Here is a 20,533-nt window from a genome sequence, read left to right as displayed (position 1 = left end):
CGAGGCGCCCACGGGGGGTCGCTTCGGGGGGTAACGGAAGGAGGGTGAGCCATGGTCATCGGCATCATCCTGTTGGTTCTGGTGGGCGTGTTCCTGGTGGGTGTGGCGGCCGTCGTGTTCAACGGTTCGGTACGCCGGCGGACGCGGGTGCGGGCGGCTGGAGGCGGCGCCGCCGCGGGCGGCGACAGCTGGTGGGCCGGCGGCGGAGGCGGGTCCGACTCCGGGAGCAGCGGGCACTCCGGGGGCGGCGGCCACCACGGTGGGCACTCGTGCGGTGGCGGGCACTCCTCCTGCGGCGGCGGGTCGTCCTGTGGTGGCGGGTCGTCCTGCGGCGGCGGGGGCGGATGCGGGGGAGGCAGCTGACACGGGGCAGCTGAGCTCCTCAGGGGGAACCGCATCCGCGGACGGGGGAGCGCGGGGGCGTGGGTCCGGACCTGGGTCGGAACCTGCGCCCCCGCGTGGTGCGTCTGGGGGGAGGGATGCACGCCCCGCGTGGTGCGTCCGGGGTGGAGTCCGCGGACCCCGCTTGGGTCGGCATCCGCGCTCCCCGTGTTGCACCTGGAGCGAGGTACACGACCCCCGCCCGTCGCGCCCCCGCCGGGACACACAACCCCCGCTTGTCGCACTAACTCCCCGGCGTTCCGCTGCTCCGGCGCGCGCTCCGGGCGCCGTCGTGCGCGCCGTGGTTGAACAGTTGAGCTGTGGAGCCCACGGAGGGATGGAAACCCCACGAAGTTGGGTAAAAACGCTGTGGCGGCGCCACTGTTCATGATTCCCTCTAAAACACCAACGCAGCCCCTCGGACGTCCTACGGACACGTCCTGACCTCCCGACTGGGCTGACCGGGCCGATCCCCCCACAGTCGCCCGGGCGTGCCGGAACCCCACACCACCCTTTCTTTGCGTGCTAGCGGAGCCGACCCATGCTCACGACCCTGAACACCTCGTACACCGACACGCGCGCGGCCGACCTCGCCTGGGCCCTGGGGCGCGAGCCGCTGCCCGCCCTCGCCACGCTCGACCTCGAACTCGCCGGGGCGAAGCTTCAGTTGAGACTCCTCGGCGCGTCCCACCAAGTGCTGCTGGAGGAGGAGCGGGGCACCTGCTCGGAGACCGTGGCGTGCATCGCCGGCAGCAGCACACCGCTGCCGCTGGGCGTGGCCAAGCGGATCGGCGACTGGGAGTACGAGTTCGCCGCGCGACTGGAACGGCTGTCGCCCGGTCAGTTCGCCGGACGCGCACAGGAGTTGCTGGCGCTGGTGTCCGACCACCCGAACGGACTTGCCGGTGTCTTCCCGGGCAGCCCGCACGCGTTCACCGCGCTGCTGGCCCAGCGCTACGACGGGCAGGTGCACTGGCGGACCTGGCACGCGTACCCGCAGGACGGGCAGTTGGTGGCCACCCGGACCCGGGTGGGCGTCCGGGTCCCGGTGGGGACGTCGGGGTGAGTCACGCAAACCCCTGTTTCCCGGTTCGCTCCCAGTTCCACACGTGTGGGTGACGAAGCGTGCCGTGGCCGTGACGTAACGTCGCACCGTGATCGAGCCGCACGCCCCCGCCCCGCCCGGCGCTCCGCCGCCCTGGGCCGGGCCCGCGCGGCTGCCGGTCCGGCAGCGGACCGGGCGGTTCCTCGTCCTCGCGTGCGTCTTCGTCTGCGCGGCCTGCGGACTGGTGTACGAGCTCGAACTGGTCGCCCTGGCCTCGTACTTGATCGGCGACTCGGTCACCCAGGCGTCCGTGGTGCTGTCCGTCATGGTCTTCGCGATGGGCGTCGGCTCGCTCGCCGCCAAGCGGCTGCGCTGGCACGCGGCAGCGGCCTTCGGCGCGCTGGAGGCGCTTCTCGCACTGGTCGGCGGATGCAGTGCGATGGCCCTGTACGCCGTCTTCGCCTGGACCGGCGACTGGGGCGGACCGTGGGCGAGCGGGCCGCGCTGGCTCCTGGTCGCCTTCTCCCTCGCCATCGGCCTGCTCATCGGCGCCGAAGTCCCCCTGCTGATGGAGCTGATCCAGCGCATCCGCCGCCAGGACGCGGGCGGCGCGGTCGCCGACCTGTTCGCCGCGGACTACGTCGGCGCGCTGGTCGGAGGCCTCGCCTTCCCCTTCCTCCTGCTGCCCCAGCTGGGCCAGCTGACCGGCGCGATGCTCACCGGCGCGGTCAACGCGGTCGCCGGCGCCGCCCTGGTCCTCGGCCTGTTCCGGCGCGACCTGAGCCGTCGGGCCCGCCGGCTGCTGCTGGGCGCCAACCTCGCCGTACTCGGCGTCCTCGCCACCGCCACCGTCCTCGTCGACGACTTCGAACAGGCCGCGCGGGAAGCCGTCTACGGCGACGACGTCCGCGTCGTCCTCCAGACCGGCGTGCGGGAGATCGCCCTGACCGGCGGCACCGACGGCCGCCCCCTCGACCTCTACGTCGACGGCCGTCTGCGGGTCGGCGGCCGCGCCGGGGACCGCTACCACGAGGCCCTCGTCCACCCCGCGATGGACGGCCCCCACGCGCGCGTGCTCGTCCTCGGCGGCGGGGACGGCCTCGCCGCCCGCGAAGTGCTCAGGTACTCCGGGGTGCGGCGGGTGGACCTCGTGGCGCTCGACCCCGCGGTGGTGGACCTGGCCCGCCGCGACCCGGCGCTCTCCCGCCTCAACGGCCATGTGTACGGCGACGCGCGCGTGCACGTCACCGTCGCGGACGCCTTCCGCCGCTTGCGGACGGGGCCGCCTGTGCCGTCGTACGACGTGGTGATCGCCGATCTGCCCGACCCCGGCAGCACCGCGAGCACCAAGCTGTACTCACAGGAGTTCTACGGCCTGGTCCGCCGCGTCCTGACCCCCGGCGGCCGGCTCGTCGTGCACGCCGGGCCGGTCTCCTCCCGCCCCCGGGTCTTCTGGACGGTGGAGGCCACGCTGCGCGCGGCGGGCCTGCACACCACGCCCTACCGCCTCACCGCCCGCGCCCCGGGCTTCCCCACGGGTCCCGACCGCACGGCCCGCGCCGGGTCGCGGACCCCCGACGACTGGGGCTTCGTCCTGGCGTCCCCAGGCGTCCAACCGCCCCTGCTCCTCGGCGACGGGGCGCCGGGCTCGCGCCTGAGCCCGCGCCTGAACTCGCATCTGACGGAGGGAGACCTGCGGGCGGCCGAGCGGGCGGCGGAGGCGACGCGGGTCCCGGGGCTGACGGCGTCCACGCTGGTGCATCCGCGGTACTGAGCGGGAGGGGGCACCGAGCGGGCGGGGTCCGGCCCGGGGCCGTCCAGGGGCCGACCCGCGGTCGGTTTCGGGCAACGGGAGTGCTGCGGGGGTCCCCCGTAGGTAGGCTCGCAGGCATGGAGCATGAGGTGTTCGTTCCGGTTCCGGTCGAGCGGCTGAGGGAGGCCCTGGGGGACCCCGCCGGGGTGGCCCGGGCGGTTCCCGGGCTCCAGCAGGACGCCGGCGCGGAGCCCGTAGCCGGGCGCCTGAAGGTGCGGGTCGGCAGCCACTCCATCACCTACCGGGGAGCGGTACGTGTCACCGGCCGCGACGACGGTTCCTACGCCGCCGAGGGCGAGGCCACCGAGGCCCGCGGGACCGGCTCGGTCAAGCTCACCCTCACCCTCCGCCTGCGCCCCGCGGACGACGGCACGACCTTGGCCTTCGAGGCCACGGCCACGGCGGACGGCCGCGTCACGGAACTCCCGCAGGACGCGGTGGGCTCCGCGGTCGTACGCCTGCTGAACCGTTTCGCGGAGGGGTTGGCCGAGACGGTGGAGGCGCAGGAGCCGGAGCAGGCGGAGGCTTCCGAGGCGCCGGACGCGCCTGAGGCCGCGACCTCCGAGGCTGTGCAGACGCCCGAGGCCGTGGAGACACCCGAGGCCGAGGAACGGCCCGAAGCCGAGGCGACGCCCGAAGCCGAGGGGACTCCCGAAGCCGAGGAGGCCCCGGCTTCCGCCCCCGCCCCCACCCCCGTCGAGGACTTCACCGAACCCGTGAACCCCCCGGCCGAGGCCGCCCACGCCCGCCGCACGATGATCGGCCGCAGCGCGGAGGAGGTCGACCACGCGCCCCCGCGGGGCCGTTACGCCCCCGTCCCCGCCCCCCAGACCGTGGCCGCCGGCGTGACCCTGCGCTGGGCGGCCCCGGCGGCGGCCGTGGTGCTGGCGTCGGCGATCGTGGTGACCCGGGTCCTGAGAAAGCGCCGTTGAGTACTGTCGTCCCGTGAGCCATGAAGACATCACGCTGACCGCGGGCGATGCGGAAGTGACCTTGCAGCCGTCAAACGGCGGACGGGTCGGGGGACTTCGGGTCGGAGGTGTCGAACTGCTGCGGCAGGGCGAGCGCTTCGGCTGTTTCCCGATGGTCCCCTGGTGCGGCCGCACCAGGGACGGCCGCTTCCGCGACGGCGCCACCCTCCACCAACTGCCGCTCAACTCCCCACCGCACGCCATCCACGGCACGGCCCGGGACGGCGCCTGGACCGTCGCCCGCAGCGGCACCGACGAGGCGGTGATGACGTACGACCTCGTGGACCCCTGGCCCTGGCCCGGCCGTGTCACCCAGATCGCGGCGCTCACCCCGGACGCCCTGACGCTCACCATGTCCGTGGAGACGTACGACTCCTCCTTCCCGGCCCAGATCGGCTGGCACCCCTGGTTCAACCGCACCCTCGACGGCGGCGAGGGCGTGCGGCTCGACTTCACCCCCGCCTGGCAGGAGGAGCGCGGCGAGGACCACCTGCCCACCGGCAAGCGCATCGACCCGAAGCCGAGCCCCTGGGACGACTGCTTCGGCATGCCCGACGGCGTGGACGTCACCCTCACCTGGCCCGGACAGCTGGAGCTGAAGGTCACCAGCCGCGAGGAATGGGTCGTGGTCTACGACGAGCAGGAGGCCGCCGTCTGCGTGGAGCCGCAGACCGGGCCGCCCAACGGCCTGAACACCCTGCCGCGCCTGGTCACGCCCCTGGAGCCGCTGGAGGCCTCGACGACCTGGACCTGGCGGCGCCTCTAAGCTGACAGGCATGACTGACGCGCGTGCCGCCCTGAAGCAGCAGATCCTCGACAAGGCCGTGGTGCACGGCAAGGTGACCCTGTCGTCCGGCCTGGAGGCCGACTACTACGTCGACCTGCGCCGCATCACGCTCGACGGCGAGGCGGCCCCACTGGTGGGGCAGGTGCTCCTGGACCTGACCGCGGACCTGGAGTTCGACGCGGTCGGCGGCCTGACCATGGGCGCCGACCCGGTCGCCGGCGCCATGCTGCACGCGGCCGCCGCGCGCGGGCAGCGCCTGGACGCCTTCGTCGTCCGCAAGGCGGCCAAGGCGCACGGCATGCAGCGCCGGGTGGAGGGCCCCGACATCGCCGGCCGCCGGGTCCTGGTGGTCGAGGACACCTCCACTACCGGCGGCTCCCCGCTCACCGCGGTCGAGGCGGTCCGCGAGGCGGGCGCGGAGGTCGTCGCCGTCGTCACGATCGTCGACCGCGCGACCGGCGCCGCGGAGAAGATCGAGCAGGGCGCGGGCGTGCCGTACCGCTTCGCGTACGGCAAGGACGAGCTGGGTCTCGACTGAGTTATCCACAGGCTGAGACGGCTCGGGCGAAGCATCCGGGTGAGTCTGGAAAGATGGGGCCGACGATGACGTCGAACCCCCACACAAGGTCTAGGTCAGGGCCGTAAGTACGCAGTACGCCAACCCGCAGATACAAGGAGCGGACACATGCCGATCGCAACCCCCGAGGTCTACAACGAGATGCTCGACCGGGCGAAGGCAGGCAAGTTCGCCTACCCGGCCATCAACGTGACCTCGACCCAGACCCTGCACGCTGCGCTGCGCGGCTTCGCGGAGGCCGAGAGCGACGGCATCATCCAGATCTCGACCGGCGGTGCCGAGTTCCTGGGCGGCCAGTACAGCAAGGAGATGGTCACGGGCTCCGTGGCCCTCGCCGAGTTCGCGCACATCGTCGCCGAGAAGTACCCGGTCACCGTCGCGCTGCACACCGACCACTGCCCCAAGGACAAGCTCGACGGGTACGTACGCCCGCTGCTCGCCGTGTCCGAGGAGCGTGTGAAGGCCGGCGGCAACCCGCTGTTCCAGTCCCACATGTGGGACGGCTCGGCGGAGACCCTCGCCGACAACCTCTCCATCGCCCAGGAGCTCCTGGAGCGCGCCCGCGCCGCCAAGATCATCCTCGAGGTCGAGATCACCCCGACCGGTGGCGAGGAGGACGGCGTCTCGCACGAGATCAACGACTCGCTGTACACGACGGTCGACGACGCGATCCGTACGGCCGAGGCGCTGGGCCTCGGTGAGAAGGGCCGCTACCTGCTGGCCGCCTCCTTCGGCAACGTCCACGGTGTGTACAAGCCGGGCAACGTCGTCCTGCGCCCCGACCTGCTGAAGGAGCTGAACGACGGCGTGGCCGCCAAGTTCGGCAAGCCGGCCGGTGCCCAGCCCTTCGACTTCGTCTTCCACGGCGGCTCCGGCTCCACGGAGGAGGAGATCCGCACCGCGCTGGAGAACGGCGTCGTCAAGATGAACATCGACACCGACACCCAGTACGCCTTCACGCGCCCGGTCGCCGACCACATGTTCCGCAACTACGACGGCGTCCTGAAGGTCGACGGCGAGGTCGGCTCCAAGAAGACCTACGACCCGCGCACCTGGGGCAAGCTGGCCGAGGCGTCGATGGCCGCCCGGGTCGTCGAGGCCACGCAGAACCTGCGCTCGGCGGGCACGCGGATCAAGTAATCCCCCTGTTTGCGACGAGCCCGGTGCTACGGCACCGGGCTCGCTGTATATCTGGGTCATGCCCGACGTCCGGCTGGCCTCGCCGCAAGGCAAGTGGATCCTGCTCACCACCGTCCTCGGCTCCAGCATGGCGCTGCTGGACTCGACCGTCGTCAACGTCGCCCTGCCGCGCATCGGCCGCGACCTGGACGCCGACCTCGCCGCCCTGCAGTGGACGGTCAACGCGTACCTGCTCACCCTGGCCGGGCTGATCCTGCTCGGCGGGTCCCTCGGGGACCGGTACGGCCGCCGCAAGGTCTTCGTGCTGGGGGTCGTGTGGTTCGCGGCCGCCTCACTGCTGTGCGGCCTCGCCCCGAACGCCGGTGTCCTCGTCGCCGCCCGTGCCCTGCAAGGCGTGGGCGGCGCGCTCCTCACGCCGGGCTCGCTGGCGCTGATCCAGGCCTCCTTCCATCCCGACGACCGGGGCCGGGCGGTCGGCCTGTGGTCCGGGTTCGGCGGGATCGGGGCGGCCGTGGGGCCCTTCGTGGGGGGCTGGCTGGTGGACGGGCCGGGCTGGCGGTGGGTCTTCCTGCTCAACGTCCCGCTGGCCCTGGTGTGCGCGCCGATCGCGCTGCGGCATGTCCCCGAGTCGGGGGACGGCCGTACGCATACCCGCTTCGACGTGCTCGGCGCGGTCCTCGGCGCGCTGGCGCTCGCGCTGGTGACGTACGCGCTGATCGAGGCCCGTTCCGGCTCCCTGGTGGTCGCTGTCTCGGCGGTCGCGGGGGTGGCCGCGGGGGTGGCCTTCGTGTCCGTCGAGAAGCGGCGGCCCGACCCGATGATGCCGCTCGGGATCTTCGCGTCCCGGCAGTTCACCGCGGTCAACCTGGTCACGCTGTGCGTGTACGCGGCCTTCGGCGGGTTCTTCTTCCTGGCCGCCCTCCAGCTCCAGGTGGTGGTCGGCTGGTCGGCCCTCCAGGCAGGTACGGCCCTGCTGCCGACGACCGCGCTGATGCTGCTGTTCTCCGCGCGCTCCGGTGCCCTCGCCGACCGCATCGGGCCGCGCGTCCCGCTCACGGTCGGCCCTCTGCTGTGCGCGGCGGGGATGCTGCTGATGTTGCGGGTCGGCCCGGACGCGTCGTACCTCGTGGACGTCGTCCCGGCCCTCCTGGTCCTCGGAGCCGGCATGGTCTTGCTGGTCGCCCCGCTGACGGCGACGGTGCTGGGCTCGGTGGACGCCTCGCGGGCCGGCCTGGCGAGCGGGATCAACAACGCGGCGGCGCGGGCGGCGGGTCTGATCGCGGTGGCGGCGTTGCCGCTGGTCGCGGGGATGGGGGAGGAGGCGTACCGGTCGCCCACGGCGTTCGACAGTGCGTTCGGGCGGGCGATGGTGGTGTGTGCGGGGGTGTTGGTGGTGGGTTCTGCGGTGGCTTTCACGACGGTGCGGTCGCTGCCGCCGGGGTGCCGGAAGCCGGAGTGCCGGACGCACGGGGCGGTCATGGCGCCGCCGCTGGAGGGGGAGCGGGCTCGGGGGCGGCTGTCTTAGCGTCCGCGGCCGCGTTGTGGCCGCCACGGCCCGGTCTCCCGGCGAGAAAGGTGCTCCGTGTGATCGTCGTGCACTGCGTGCCGTCGTCGCCTGCCGGAGACGGCGGCACAGTGGTCTGCGTCCTGGTGACTGCCGCTCGGGTGACTACCGCCTCAGCTCGGCGTAGGCCTCCGCGCTGCTGTCCTTGAGGAACTGCCAGCAGCGCTCCGTCTCGTCCTTCTCGTCGATCTCACCGGCGGCCCGGGCGAGGGCGGCGAGACAGCGCAGGAACCCGCGATTTGCCCGGTGGTCCCAGGGGATGGGCCCGTGGCCCTTCCAGCCGGCCCGGCGCAGCGCGTCCAGACCGCGGTGGTAGCCGGTGCGTGCGTAGGCGTACGACTCGACCACTCGCCCGGCCTCGAAGGCGTCGTCGGCGAGCATGGCCCATGCGAGCGAGAACGTGGGGTACTTCGCTGCGACCTCGGCCGGAGGCTGGGACTCCTCGCCCAGCAGGCGGTACGCCTCTTCGTTCTCCGGGAGGTACGTCGGCTCCGGGCCGCCGAGCAGGTTCTTGTGAGTCGTCATGGATGCAGTCTGCCACCTGCGCCCTGGAGTTCGGGAAGCCGAGGACGTGGACGGACGGGGCCTGCGGAGGGACGAGAACAGATCGCGCGCGCCGGGATGTGACTTTGCTTTCGGCGGGGGAGTTTCGGGCGGGGGTGCGGTGGGGTCGTCCGCCGACGTCGGTCGCGGCCGTACATCGCCCGTCGGGGGAGGTCACAGGGCTGCAGGTGGAAGCGCACGGCAGGGAAAGCCGCGCCCGCGGAGAGCAATATCTGTTCCGGTGAAATGAGATATAGGTACAGGGTGCGGCGAGTATTCCTCGACCGCCCGGCGGAGCGGAATTAGTGATCGCACATGGCCGATCGCACCGTGCTACTGTCGATCTCAGTTGCAGGTGTGGTTGCCAGAAGGTTTTTCCGACGGCTGATCATCACGGCGACACGGAATGCGCACAGGGCGTATTCCCGACACCGCCTCCGAAGGAGAAACAAAAATGGCTACTGGCACCGTGAAGTGGTTCAACGCGGAAAAGGGCTTCGGCTTCATCGAGCAGGACGGCGGCGGCGCCGACGTCTTCGCCCACTACTCGAACATCGCCGCCCAGGGCTTCCGCGAGCTGCTCGAAGGCCAGAAGGTGTCGTTCGACATCGCGCAGGGCCAGAAGGGCCCGACGGCCGAGAACATCGTTCCCGCCTGACGCACCGGCACTGACGCATACTTCACGGCTGGGGCCCGCACCTTGGGGTGCGGGCCCCAGCCGGTTTCGTTTCCAGGGCGCTACGGCCCTGTTTTTCGGCCCGTTCTCGCGATTCTCTGCGCCCTCGTTCCGCTGCGGAAATTCCTTGATACGCGCCCGCATCGAGGAAGGTTCCCCATGAACCGCGCACACGCCAATCGCACACGCACCAATCGCACGCACGACCGCATCGGCGCTTCGCGTCGCTCCGGCGGTCACGGAAACCGACAACGGGCGGGCGGCGAGTTCGCGCCCCCGAAGACGGTGACGCCCGCGCTGCCCGCTGTCGGGTCGTTCGCCGATCTCTCCATGCCGGCGCCGTTGCTGGCCACGCTCGGCCATGAGGGTGTGACCGTGCCGTTCCCGATCCAGGCGGCGACCCTGCCGAACTCCCTGGCCGGCCGTGACGTACTCGGGCGCGGCCGCACCGGCTCGGGAAAGACCCTCGCCTTCGGCCTCGCGGTACTGGCCCGTACGGCGGGCCGCCGCGCCGAGCCGCGCCGGCCACTGGCCCTGATCCTCGTCCCCACCCGTGAGCTGGCCCAGCAGGTCACGGACGCGCTCGCTCCCTACGCCCGCTCGGTGGGCCTGCGGCTCGCCACCGTCGTCGGTGGAATGTCCATCGGCAGGCAGGCCGGTGCGCTGCGTTCCGGCGCGGAGGTGGTCGTCGCGACACCCGGTCGGCTCAAGGACCTCATCGACCGGGGCGACTGCCGACTGGCCGACGTCGCCGTCACGGTGCTCGACGAGGCCGACCAGATGACCGACATGGGCTTCATGCCCCAGGTCACCGCCCTGCTCGACCAAGTGCGCCCCGACGGCCAGCGGATGCTGTTCTCGGCCACCCTGGACCGCAACGTCGACCTGCTGGTCCGCCGCTACCTGACCGACCCGGTGGTGCACTCCGTCGACCCGTCGGCCGGTGCCGTCGACACGATGGAGCACCACGTGCTCCACGTGCACGAGTCGGACAAGCACCGCACGACCACCGAGATCGCGGCCCGGGACGGCCGGGTCATCATGTTCCTGGACACCAAGCACGCCGTGGACCGGCTGACCAAGCACCTGTTGAGCAGCGGGGTCCGCGCCGCGGCCCTGCACGGTGGTCGGTCCCAGCCGCAGCGCACCCGGACGCTGGCGCAGTTCAAGGACGGTCATGTCACCGTCCTGGTGGCCACCAACGTCGCGGCCCGCGGCATCCACGTCGACAGCCTCGACATGGTCGTCAACGTCGATCCGCCCAGCGACCACAAGGACTACCTGCACCGTGGCGGCCGTACGGCCCGCGCCGGCGAGTCCGGCAGCGTGGTCACCCTGGTGACCCCCGGCCAGCGCCGCGGCATGAGCCGGCTGATGGCCTCGGCCGGTATCACCCCGCAGATCACCCCGGTCCGCTCGGGCGAGGCTGAGCTGAGCCGCATCACAGGCGCCCAGGCCCCTTCCGGGTCCCCCGTGGTCATCACCGTGCCCGCCGTGGAACGCCCCCGCCGCGCGCCTTCGCCGTCCCGGGACCGCCGAGCCCGCACCGGTCGGAGCCGACCCGTCGGCGCGACGGGCGGCCGCCGGGCACCACGGCGGTCCGGGAGCGGCTCCGCAGCCTAGGCCGGCGCAACCCCCGGAGCTTCCTCTGCCTCCCGGGGGCCGTAAGAGCCACCAAGACGACCATCCCCCACCGAAGGAGACACCCTTGACGCCAGCGCGGAGGCCCTACCGAATGCCGCACCCCGCTCCTGTGACCGCGGTCGAGGACATCGAGGGGCACGGGCCTCGGGTGAGTGACGACATGACCGTCGAGGTGGCTCTGGCCCTCATGGCGGGTGCCCGGGTCGAGTACCTGACCGTGTGTGACGGCGACGACCAGGGCACCGCTTTCGTCACCCTGAGCCGACTCGCGGTTCTCCGCGACAGTTGCGCGAACACGGACCGGATCCGTCTGCGGGACATCCTCGACGGACCGTTGCGCCTCGGCGTCGGCGAGTACGGCGGGGTTCCGCAAGTGCCCGCTCTCGCGTGCTGACCCGTCTCACCCGACGGCGCCCCGTCCCCCTTCTCTCGCGACTTCTCCCCTGTGAGGCTTCATGCGCTGTGTCATCGCCCGGTACCCGTTCGACCTGACCGCGACCGGGGTGCTGGCCTCGATGAAGGGCGTCAGGCCCGAGCTCGTCACGGGTGCGTCCGTGACCGTCGGCCGCCGCCGCTACCCGGTCAAGCAGGTGGGCCGGGTCATCACGCGACAGGACCCGCGTGACTTCACCGAGGGTGAGGTCACCCGGGCCATGGCGCGCCTCGGCTTCACCTGCCACGACCGCCCCGAGGCCACGCCCGTGGTTGAACGGGGCGGAGCAGGCAACTCACTGATCGAAGTGGATCAGATCTCCTACGGTCCACGCGCTGACGTCCTTGATCGCGACTCGGTACATCCCGCCCGTCTCCGGGATCCCGAGGCTGCCCTGAAGGATCCGGGCGAGATGGAAGTGCAGGTGTGTGGGCACCTCGCCGCGACCGGGCCGGTTGCCCCCCGGCCCGCCGGCGAAGATGTCCGCGAACGGGCCGAGACGGTCCGAGTCCTTCAGGACCTCCGCCACCCGCTCCCTCCACACCGCCTCGGGAGCCAGCCGGCCGGTGAGGACGGCCCCGCCGACGACCACGGTCAGCGACATCTGATTGCTTCGCTCGGTCTCCACCGCGGCGGAGAGAGCGACGAGCAGCTCATCAGGGTTCGACATGGCAGCAGAGCATAAGGGGCCCACCCGTCCAGCCCACCGGGGAGGGCCGACATCGACCGGGTGAGCAGGCGGGCCTTGCCATTTCCGCGGACCATGGAAGAGGATTTCCGGCGGGGACCGGGGCCCCGTGTCGGTAACGGCAGGGCGGACCGCTACCCGGAGTAATAACAGGAGACAGCGATGTCGTCCCATGAGGCTCAGGAATCGCAGGAGCCCGAGACCCCGCATCTCGACTTCCAAGGCACGACGCCGTACGAGGACTACGTCAAGGCGGACGTGCTCACCCACCTCCAGCACACCCTCTCCGACGATCCCGGAGAGATGGTCTTCCTGGTCACGACCCAGGTCATGGAGCTGTGGTTCACCGTCATCGTGCACGAGTGGGAGACCGCGGCGGGCGCGCTGCGCTCCGACGACGTGCCCACGGCCGTCGCCGCGCTGAAGCGGTCCGTCCGTGAACTGGAGGCGCTGAACGCCTCCTGGAAGCCGCTCGGCCAGCTGACCCCCGCGCAGTTCAACTCCTACCGCTCGGCCCTCGGCGAGGGCTCCGGCTTCCAGTCGGCGATGTACCGGCGCATGGAGTTCCTGCTCGGCGACAAGTCCGCCTCCATGCTCGTCCCGCACCGGGGCGCGCCCCGCGTCCACGCCGAGCTGGAGAAGGCCCTGCACGAGCCGAGCCTGTACGACGAGGTGCTGCGGCTCCTCGCGCGGCGCGGGCACGCGATCCCGGCCGCCGTGCTGGAGCGTGACGTCTCGCTCCGGTACGAGCCGTCGGAGGAGGTCGAGGCCGTCTGGACGGCCCTCTACTCCGGCCCGGAGGACGCCGAACTGGCCCGCCTCGGCGAGGCGTTGACCGATGTCGCCGAGCTGGTGTGGCGCTGGCGCAACGACCATCTCGTCGCCACCCGCCGCGCGATGGGCTCCAAGGCCGGCACCGGCGGCTCCGCCGGGGTGGCCTGGCTGGAGAAGCGCGCGCGGAAGAACGTGTTCCCGGAGCTGTGGACGGCGCGGTCCCATGTCTGAACTCGGCCTGCGCGCAGAGAAGTTGGATGCCTCCGACGAACTGGCGGGCCTGCGCGCGCAGTTCGTCCTGGACGACGTGGTGTACCTGGACGGCAACTCGCTGGGCGCGCTCCCGGCCGCCGTCCCGGGCCGCGTCGAGGACGTCGTACGGCGTCAGTGGGGATCGCTCAGGATCCGGTCCTGGGACGAGAGCGGCTGGTGGACCGCGCCCGAGCGGATCGGCGACCTCGTCGCTCCGCTGGTGGGGGCGGCGGCCGGGCAGATCGTGGTCGGCGACTCGACAAGTGTCAACGTCTTCAAGGCACTTGTGGGGGCCGTACGCCTCTCGGGCGGGCCGGCCGCGGGGCGTGACGAGGTGGTCGTGGACGCGACCACCTTCCCCACGGACGGGTACATCGCCGAGTCCGCGGCCCGGATGACCGGCTGCACGCTGCGTGCGGTGACCCCGGCGGAGGTGCCGGGCGCGCTGAGCGACCGTACCGCCGCCGTCCTGCTCAACCACGTCGACTACCGCAGCGGCCGCCTGCACGACCTGCCAGGACTGACCGCCGCTGTGCACGCGGTGGGCGCGATCTCCGTCTGGGACCTGTGCCACAGCGCCGGCGCCCTGCCGGTCGGGCTCGACGCGCACGGGGTCGACCTCGCGGTCGGCTGCACCTACAAGTACCTGAACGGCGGCCCCGGTTCACCGGCGTACCTCTATGTGCGCCGCGAGCACCAGGACCGCTTCGACTCCCCGCTGCCCGGATGGAACTCCCATGTGGAGCCCTTCGGGATGCGGCCGTCCTACGAACCGGCGCCGGGTGCGCTGCGGGGCCGCGTGGGCACGCCCGACATCCTCTCCATGCTCGCCCTGGAGGCGGCCCTGGAGGTCTGGGACGGGGTCTCGATCGAGGCGGTGCGCGCCAAGTCCCTCGCACTGACGGACTTCTTCCTGGAGTGCGTCTCGTCGTACGTCGACGAGGGGCGCGTCGAGTGCGTGACACCCCTGGCCCACGCCGAGCGGGGCAGCCAGGTCGCGCTGCGCTGCGACGACGCCGGCGCGGTGATGAAACGACTGGTGGAGCGGGGTGTGGTGGGCGACTTCCGGCACCCTGACGTGCTGCGGTTCGGTTTCACGCCGCTGTACGTGGGGTTCGCGGACGTGGAGCGGGCGGCGGGGGTGTTGGCGGAGACGCTCGGGAGCGGGGAGCGCGGGGAGCGCGGGGCTTCCGTGGGGCTGGGGTGACGGCACCGCAGAACCGTTAAATCCTCACCCAGCGTGACATCCCCATGTCCGCGCACGTCACCGGCCTGATACCGTCCCGGCCAACGGCCGAATTTCCTTCCGGGATGCTTCACGGTCCGTCAAAACCGTTTCGTCGCTGAGAGGTTGGAGCATGCCGGACGACGCCGTAGGCCGTGCCACCGCGGAAGCCCGTGCCGCGGCCGAGGAGGAGTCGGCCTTCTCGCACCCGGCGGTCGACCCCGACGTCAGCCTGGCGTACGGGGACGACCCCGACCAGGTGATCGACTTCTACGCCCCGCGTGAGGTCGTGGCGCCGGGGGGCGGTCTGGTGCCCCTGGTCGTCGTCCTGCACGGCGGGGCGTGGCGGGCGCGCTACGACCGGCACCATGTGACGCCGTTCGCGGACTTCCTGGCCAGACGCGGGTTCGCGGTGGCCAATGTGGAGTATCGGCGGGGTGGGGGGGTGTCCGGGGCTGACGGTCTTGGTGCCGGGGGTGCGGGTGGGGCTGCGGCTGAGGGTGCCGGTGCCGGTGCCGGGGCTGAGGGTGCTGGTGCCGGTGATGTCGCCGGTGTCGGGCCGGTCGCCGGGCGTTGGCCGGAGACCTTCGACGACGTGGCCGCCGCGCTGGACGCGCTTCCGGTGCTCGTACGGGAGGCGCTCCCGCAGGCCGACCCGCGCCGCATGGTGGTCACCGGGCACTCCGCGGGCGGCCACCTCGCGCTGTGGGCCGCGGCGCGACACCTGCTGCCGGCCGACGCCGCCTGGCGCACCGACCGCCCGGCTCCGCTGCGCGGGGTCGTCGCCCTCGCCCCGATCGCCGACTTCACGGTCGCCGACAAGCTGGACGTGTGCGGCGGGGCGTGCCGTCAACTCCTGGGCGGGGACGAGGGGTTCACCGAGCGGGTGCCGTACGCCGACCCCGCGCTCCTGCTGCCCACCGGTATCGCGACCACCCTCGTCCAGGGACGGGCCGACACGGTCGTGCCGCAGGCGGTCGCCGAGGCGTACGCGGACGCGGCGGCCAAGGCGGGCGAGGTGGTGGGGCTGACGCTGCTGGAGGCGGTCGGCCACTTCCCCCTGATCGACCCGGCGGCGGACGCGTGCGCGGTGGTGGCGGAGGAGATCGCACAGCTGGCGTGGTGACAACGGGCGCGGCGGGCGGCTGCGCGCGCTTGCCGGAGGGGGCTTCGGTCGTACTCCGGGCTGTCTTGGCCCCCTCCCGGTGATACCCGTAATACCTGAGAGCTACGGCTCGGAAGAGCTCCCTGGCGTGACGCGGACGACGCCTCACGATCCGTAACTTCCCATCCATACAAGCCCGATGGCCGGGCGGAGGGGGAGACGACCATGGGGCGGATCCTGCGCAGGGTGCGTAGCGGGTACGGGGCGTCGCGTGACGAGTCGCGCGACGGGGGCGGCAACCGGAGCACCGGCGTTCACGGGGCCGGCAGCGACGTGAGGAACGGCCGTCACGGGGTCGGCAGCAGCGCGGGGACCGGCGTTCACGAGACCGGCGGTGATGAGGGGCCCGGCACCGTCGCGGCCCGCCGCACGCACAGCTGGCGGCGAGCCCTCCTGGCCACCCTCATCGTCACCGCCGTGGTCGCGCCGCTCTCCGCCGCCGCCCGCCCGGAGATCCCCGCCCCACCCCCGGCCGCGCTCCCGACCCTCACCGCGGCCACCCTCGACAGCGCCTACGCGGCCAACCGCGCCAACGCCGAGGCGGCCGCCCGCATGGCCGGGGCCCACGGCGACACCCACCGGGCCGAGGCGGACCGGGAGCTCGCCGACCCCGCCCGTCATCTCCTCGGCTTCGACGGCCGGGGCGCCGGAAAGGCGACGGAGGTCTTCGGCGACCTCGCCCACGCCGACCATGTGGCGGTCCTGGTCCCCGGCTCCGACACCTCCCTGGACACCTACCCCCGCTTCCGGGCCACCGCCGAAGCCCTCCACCGGCAACTGAAGAACACCGCTCCCCGGGGCACCCGCACCGCGGTCGTCGCCTGGCTCGGCTACCGCACCCCGAACACGGTCAGCACCACGGTCCTGACCACGGACAGAGCGGACGAAGCGGCCCCCGGGCTGAGGGAGTTCATACGCCGGCTCCGCGGCATCGTCGGTCCTGGCGCGACCGTCTCCCTCGTCTGCCACTCCTACGGCTCCGTCGTCTGCGCCAGAGCCGCCGCCCACCTGGACATCGACGACCTGGCCCTCCTCGGCAGCCCCGGCACCGGCGTGGACACCGCGCCCGGTCTGCACACCCGCGCACGGATCTGGGCGGCCCGGGGCAAGGACGACTGGGTCGGCGAGGTCCCCCATGTGAGGACCGACCTCTTCGGCGTCACCGTCGGCTTCGGCACCGACCCGGTCTCCCCGGCCTTCGGCGCCCGTGTCTTCGCGGCGGGCGAGGGCGGTCACAGCGACTACTTCACCCCGGGTTCGGTCTCCCTGACCAACCTCGCCCGGATCGTCCTCGGAGACACCGCGGAGGTGACCCGTGCCTGACCACCGCACCCACCACCACCGGGGCGCCGCACGCGAAGCCATAGACCGGGCCGCACACGGCATACCTCAGACCGCGCATGGCATACGCCGGGCCTCGAACGGCATACGCCAGACCGCACACTCCATACCCCAGGCCGCACACGGCATACGACAGGCCGCCGAGCGGATCGACGCGGTGACACCTCCCGAGCGGGACCGTGCCGTGGACGCCCTGCGCGCCTTCGCGATCCTCGGTGTGGTCCTCGGGCACTGGCTGGTGACGGCCCTGGTCTCCGACGGCGGCACCCTGCACACCGCGAGCCCGTTGCAGCGCATGCCCTGGCTGGCCCCGATCTCCTGGGTCTTCCAGACGCTGGCCGTGTTCTTCCTGGTCGGCGGCCATGTGGCGACCCGCGGCTACACCTCGGCACGCGCCCGCGGGACGACGTACCCGCAATGGCTGAAGAGCCGCCTGGCGCGGCTGTTCAAGCCGGTCGCAGCCGTCCTCGCGCTGTGGGCGGTGGCGGCGACGGCCCTGCTGCTGACGGGCGCCCCGTTCGGGACGGTCCGCACGCTGGTCAAGCTCGCCCTGTCCCCGATGTGGTTCCTCCTGGTCTTCGGCGTCCTCACGGCGGCGACCCCGCTGCTGCGGCGGCTCCACCCGCTGTGGCCGCTGGCCGTCGTCGTCCATGTGGACCTGGTGCGTTTCGGGTTCGGCGGCCCGGACTGGCTCGGCTGGGTCAATCTGGCGGCCGGCTGGCTCGTGCCGTACACCCTGGGCGCGGCCTGGACGCGGGGTGAGCTGGAGGGGCGGCGCGCGGGGTGGCTCCTGCTCGGCGGCGGTGCCGTGGTGACCGCGGTGCTGGTCGGGTGGGCGGGGTATCCGGCGTCGATGGTCGGAGTGCCGGGGGCTCAGGTCTCCAACCTGAACCCGCCGACGCTGGCCGCCGTCACCTTCGGCCTGGCCCAGTGCGGTGGCGCCCTGCTGCTGCGCGACCGACTGCGCCGCGGTATGCGCCGCCCTTCGGCCTGGGCGGCGGTGGCGCTGGTGAACCTCTCCGCGATGACGATCTTCCTCTGGCACCAGACCGCGCTGATGGCCACCACGGCCACCGGTCTCGCGGCGGGCCGGCTCCCCGGTCTGCACACCGTTCCCGACGGCCTGGGCTGGGTGGCGGCCCGGCTGGCCTGGCTGCCGGTCTTCGCCCTTGTCCTCGCGGTCTGCCGGGCGGCCTTCCGCTCGCTCGAGCAGGGGCCGCGCAGAGCCGGGGACCGGCCGTCACGAGTGATCCGGGTCCACCGTCGTGCGACACCGGCAGCAGCGAAGGAGGTGCGTCGTGCCTAGGGTGGTCGGCGTGACGGAAACGGGGATCCGGCGGGTGGTCGTGGGCGCACTGCTGCGCTGGTCGCGGGTCCTGCGCGACGACCTGTGCACGATGCGGCCCGATCCGCTGCCGCCGTCCGTCTGGCTGCGCTGGCTGCCGCACGGCCTGCTGTGCCTGGTCGCCTTCGGGGTGACGTTCGGCGGCCTGGCGGAGCTGCAGGACAGCGGCGGGGTGGGAGGCAGCATCGCCTTCGCGATCGGTCTCGCGGAGGGCTCGGCCGTCGTGCTCGCGTTGTGGCGGCCCGTCCCGGCGTGGTGGCTGTCGACCGCGGCCATGGTGGTCTGCGCTCTCGAAGTGCGTCGGCAGCTGCTGGCAGGTGGCGCGCACGGCTTCACCTGGCCGTGGAGCGTCGGCGGACTCATCGCGCACCTGGCCGTACTGCTGCTGCTCGCCCTGCGGGTGCCCGCCCGGGTGGCCGTCGAGGCGCTGGCGTTGACACTGCTGCTCACGTATCTCGTCGAGGGCGTGCTGGGCGCGGCCGACTTCCAGCCCACCGGGGTGCTCGCGGCGATCCTGTTCACCGTGGTGGTGGTGCTCGGCGCGGCCCTGCGGGGCCGTCGTGAGGCGAGCAGGGCACTGGTCGAGCAGACCACGCTCACCGCGGAGGAGCGGGCCCGGCGCACCCTGCTGGAGGAGCGCAGCCGTATCGCCCGTGAACTGCACGACGTGGTCGCCCACCACATGTCCGTCATCTCCATCCAGGCGCAGGTCGCCCCGCACCTCGTCGAGAACCCGTCCGAGGAGCTCCGGGAGAACCTCGCCGGCATCCGGCAGAACGCGCTGGAGGCGCTGACCGAGCTCCGCCGGGTCCTGGGCGTGCTGCGGGCCGAGCACCCCGAGGCGCCGGGGCCGTCCGCCGACCCCGCCACCGGCACCGCGCCGCACGCCCCGCAGCCCACCCTGGAGCGGATCGAGGCGCTCGTGGAGAACACCCGGGCGGCGGGGCTGACGGTGGCGCTGCGGTGCAGTGGCGAGCGGTGGTCGTTGCCGTCGGGCGTGGAGCTGTCGGCGTACCGCATAGTGCAGGAGGCGCTCAGCAACGTCCTGCGGCACGCGCCGGGCGCGCAGGCCCAAGTCCACATCGAGTACCTGCCGATCGGCGTGGTCGTGGAGGTCGCCAACACCCGCCCGACGAGACATGCCGCGCCCTCCGAGGGCGCCGGACACGGGCTGCTCGGCATGCGGGAGCGGGCGGCGATGCTCAGCGGCGTCCTGCTGGCGGGCCCCCAGCAGGAGGGCGGTTACAAGGTGTACGCCTACCTCCCGGCGTCCCCGGCCGACAAGGACGCGCTCCCCGAGTCCCCGAATGCCGCCGGCAGGACTCCCCTGACCACGACACCCACCGACCCGCCCCCCACCCCCTACCCGGCCGACGACCCGAAGGACGACACCGCATGACGAGCGGCACGAGCGGCACGAGCGGCATGAACGGCGCGAGCGGCAGCATCCGCGTACTGATCGCCGACGACCAGCAGATGGTCCGGCAGGGCTTCAGCGTGCTGCTGGGCGCCCAGCCCGGCATCGAGGTGATCGGGCAGGCGGTCGACGGTCTGGACGCCGTCGCCAAGGTCGCCGAACTCGTCCCGGACGTCGTCCTGATGGACATCCGCATGCCGGAGCTGGGCGGTATCGAGGCCACCCGCATCATCACCGGTGAGCGCCCGGAGATCAGGGTCCTGGTGCTGACCACCTTCGATCTCGACGAGTACGTCTACGAGGCGCTGCGGGCCGGTGCCTCCGGGTTCCTGCTGAAGGACGCCTCCGCGGAGCAGCTCGCGGAGGCCGTGCGGGTGGTGGCGGCCGGGGACGCGCTTCTCGCGCCCGGTGTCACCCGGCGCCTGATCGCCGAGTTCTCCCGTCTCGACGACCGGCCCCGTGCTCCGCTCAAGAGCCGGGTGGGCGAGCTGACCGAGCGGGAGACGGAGGTCCTCGCCCTGATCGCGCAGGGCCTGTCGAACGCGGAGATCGCCGGGCGGCTCGTGGTGGCCGAGCAGACTGTGAAGACCCACGTGGGCCGCATCCTGGTGAAGCTGGGCCTCAGGGACCGTACGCAGGCGGCGGTGTTCGCCTACGAGTCGGGGCTGGTGAGACCGTCGGGCTACTGACTGCCCTCCTGGACCCGTAGTACCTGAGAGGGACGCCGGAGGACCCCTCTCACTGGTGACGAC

Annotated in this window: 20 protein-coding genes and 1 pseudogene; 19 read left to right on the top strand and 2 right to left on the bottom strand. The window is 72.5% G+C overall.

All coding sequences use genetic code 11. The features are described 5' to 3' along the window. Window positions 1–51 precede the first annotated feature (51 nt). From OHN19_RS19990 to OHN19_RS19955, 8 genes are all read left to right on the top strand, one after another. Window positions 52–363, top strand: a complete 312-nt coding sequence (locus tag OHN19_RS19990) for a hypothetical protein (protein ID WP_330265495.1) — start codon at window positions 52–54, stop codon at window positions 361–363. Window positions 364–922: 559 nt separating this feature from the next. Next, window positions 923–1,447: a DUF2617 family protein gene (locus OHN19_RS19985; RefSeq protein ID WP_330265494.1), complete on the top strand. Its 525-nt coding sequence runs from the start codon at window positions 923–925 to the stop codon at window positions 1,445–1,447. A gap of 88 nt (window positions 1,448–1,535) precedes the next feature. Then, window positions 1,536–3,200 (top strand): polyamine aminopropyltransferase, encoded by a 1,665-nt coding sequence (locus OHN19_RS19980; protein WP_330265493.1) that lies wholly within the window; start codon window positions 1,536–1,538, stop codon window positions 3,198–3,200. Between the two features lie 116 nt (window positions 3,201–3,316). Further along, a complete protein-coding gene (locus OHN19_RS19975) occupies window positions 3,317–4,171 on the top strand; it encodes an SRPBCC domain-containing protein (protein WP_330265492.1) in 855 nt (284 codons plus the stop codon). 13 nt (window positions 4,172–4,184) lie between these two features. Beyond that, entirely contained in the window at window positions 4,185–4,976 is a 792-nt protein-coding gene (locus OHN19_RS19970; RefSeq protein WP_330265491.1) for an aldose 1-epimerase, read from the top strand. Between the two features lie 10 nt (window positions 4,977–4,986). Beyond that, window positions 4,987–5,535 carry an orotate phosphoribosyltransferase gene (gene pyrE / locus OHN19_RS19965; protein ID WP_330265490.1) on the top strand — a complete coding sequence of 183 codons (549 nt, stop codon included), beginning with the start codon at window positions 4,987–4,989 and terminating at the stop codon, window positions 5,533–5,535. A 147-nt stretch (window positions 5,536–5,682) separates the two neighbouring features. Then, window positions 5,683–6,714, top strand: coding sequence for a class II fructose-bisphosphate aldolase (fbaA, locus tag OHN19_RS19960; protein WP_123762136.1), 1,032 nt, complete (start codon window positions 5,683–5,685; stop codon window positions 6,712–6,714). A gap of 58 nt (window positions 6,715–6,772) precedes the next feature. Further along, a complete protein-coding gene (locus tag OHN19_RS19955) occupies window positions 6,773–8,239 on the top strand; it encodes an MFS transporter (RefSeq protein WP_330265489.1) in 1,467 nt (488 codons plus the stop codon). 144 nt (window positions 8,240–8,383) lie between these two features. On the opposite strand, the gene OHN19_RS19950 is transcribed toward OHN19_RS19955, so the two are convergent. Beyond that, a complete protein-coding gene (locus OHN19_RS19950) occupies window positions 8,384–8,803 on the bottom strand; it encodes a DUF3151 domain-containing protein (RefSeq protein WP_330265488.1) in 420 nt (139 codons plus the stop codon). 472 nt (window positions 8,804–9,275) lie between these two features. On the opposite strand from OHN19_RS19950, the gene OHN19_RS19945 reads away from it, so the two are divergent. From OHN19_RS19945 to OHN19_RS19930, 4 genes and pseudogenes are all read left to right on the top strand, one after another. Then, window positions 9,276–9,479 carry a cold-shock protein gene (locus OHN19_RS19945; RefSeq protein WP_004986771.1) on the top strand — a complete coding sequence of 68 codons (204 nt, stop codon included), beginning with the start codon at window positions 9,276–9,278 and terminating at the stop codon, window positions 9,477–9,479. Window positions 9,480–9,656: 177 nt separating this feature from the next. Then, entirely contained in the window at window positions 9,657–11,120 is a 1,464-nt protein-coding gene (locus OHN19_RS19940; RefSeq protein WP_330265487.1) for a DEAD/DEAH box helicase, read from the top strand. A gap of 112 nt (window positions 11,121–11,232) precedes the next feature. Continuing rightward, the gene (locus OHN19_RS19935) at window positions 11,233–11,535 is read left to right on the top strand and encodes a CBS domain-containing protein (protein ID WP_330265486.1); all 303 of its coding nucleotides are present in this window, start codon (window positions 11,233–11,235) and stop codon (window positions 11,533–11,535) included. Window positions 11,536–11,596: 61 nt separating this feature from the next. Further along, a pseudogene (locus OHN19_RS19930) lies at window positions 11,597–11,845 on the top strand (SCO5918 family protein); the annotation flags it as partial. Window positions 11,846–11,869: 24 nt separating this feature from the next. Here the strand turns inward: OHN19_RS19930 and OHN19_RS19925 are convergent. Next, window positions 11,870–12,244: a hypothetical protein gene (locus OHN19_RS19925; protein ID WP_123762140.1), complete on the bottom strand. Its 375-nt coding sequence runs from the start codon at window positions 12,242–12,244 to the stop codon at window positions 11,870–11,872. A 180-nt stretch (window positions 12,245–12,424) separates the two neighbouring features. Between OHN19_RS19925 and OHN19_RS19920 the strand changes: the two genes are divergently transcribed. The 7 genes from OHN19_RS19920 (at window position 12,425) to OHN19_RS19890 (ending at window position 20,470) form a co-directional block, all read left to right on the top strand. Next, window positions 12,425–13,267, top strand: a complete 843-nt coding sequence (locus OHN19_RS19920) for a tryptophan 2,3-dioxygenase family protein (protein ID WP_330265485.1) — start codon at window positions 12,425–12,427, stop codon at window positions 13,265–13,267. Then, complete coding sequence (kynU, locus tag OHN19_RS19915; RefSeq protein ID WP_330265484.1) at window positions 13,260–14,495, top strand: kynureninase; 1,236 nt, start codon at window positions 13,260–13,262, stop codon at window positions 14,493–14,495. The genes OHN19_RS19920 and kynU overlap by 8 nt, the downstream gene beginning before the upstream one ends. Before the next feature lie 151 nt (window positions 14,496–14,646). After that, complete coding sequence (locus tag OHN19_RS19910; protein ID WP_330265483.1) at window positions 14,647–15,639, top strand: alpha/beta hydrolase; 993 nt, start codon at window positions 14,647–14,649, stop codon at window positions 15,637–15,639. Between the two features lie 312 nt (window positions 15,640–15,951). Continuing rightward, window positions 15,952–17,001, top strand: coding sequence for an alpha/beta hydrolase (locus OHN19_RS19905; protein WP_419249528.1), 1,050 nt, complete (start codon window positions 15,952–15,954; stop codon window positions 16,999–17,001). Between the two features lie 103 nt (window positions 17,002–17,104). Beyond that, on the top strand, window positions 17,105–18,325 hold the full coding sequence (locus OHN19_RS19900; protein WP_330269655.1) for an acyltransferase: 1,221 nt from the start codon (window positions 17,105–17,107) through the stop codon (window positions 18,323–18,325). Window positions 18,326–18,335: 10 nt separating this feature from the next. Next, window positions 18,336–19,763: a sensor histidine kinase gene (locus OHN19_RS19895; RefSeq protein WP_391195736.1), complete on the top strand. Its 1,428-nt coding sequence runs from the start codon at window positions 18,336–18,338 to the stop codon at window positions 19,761–19,763. Beyond that, a complete protein-coding gene (locus OHN19_RS19890) occupies window positions 19,760–20,470 on the top strand; it encodes a response regulator transcription factor (protein ID WP_330265481.1) in 711 nt (236 codons plus the stop codon). The genes OHN19_RS19895 and OHN19_RS19890 overlap by 4 nt, the downstream gene beginning before the upstream one ends. The last annotated feature ends 63 nt before the right edge of the window (window positions 20,471–20,533 follow it).

Origin of the sequence: Streptomyces griseorubiginosus, assembly GCF_036345115.1 — a bacterium.
GTDB lineage: Bacteria > Actinomycetota > Actinomycetes > Streptomycetales > Streptomycetaceae > Streptomyces > Streptomyces griseorubiginosus_C.
The sequence above is the reverse complement of the archived record's forward strand: the minus strand, read 5'-3'. Positions and strand labels throughout refer to the sequence as shown.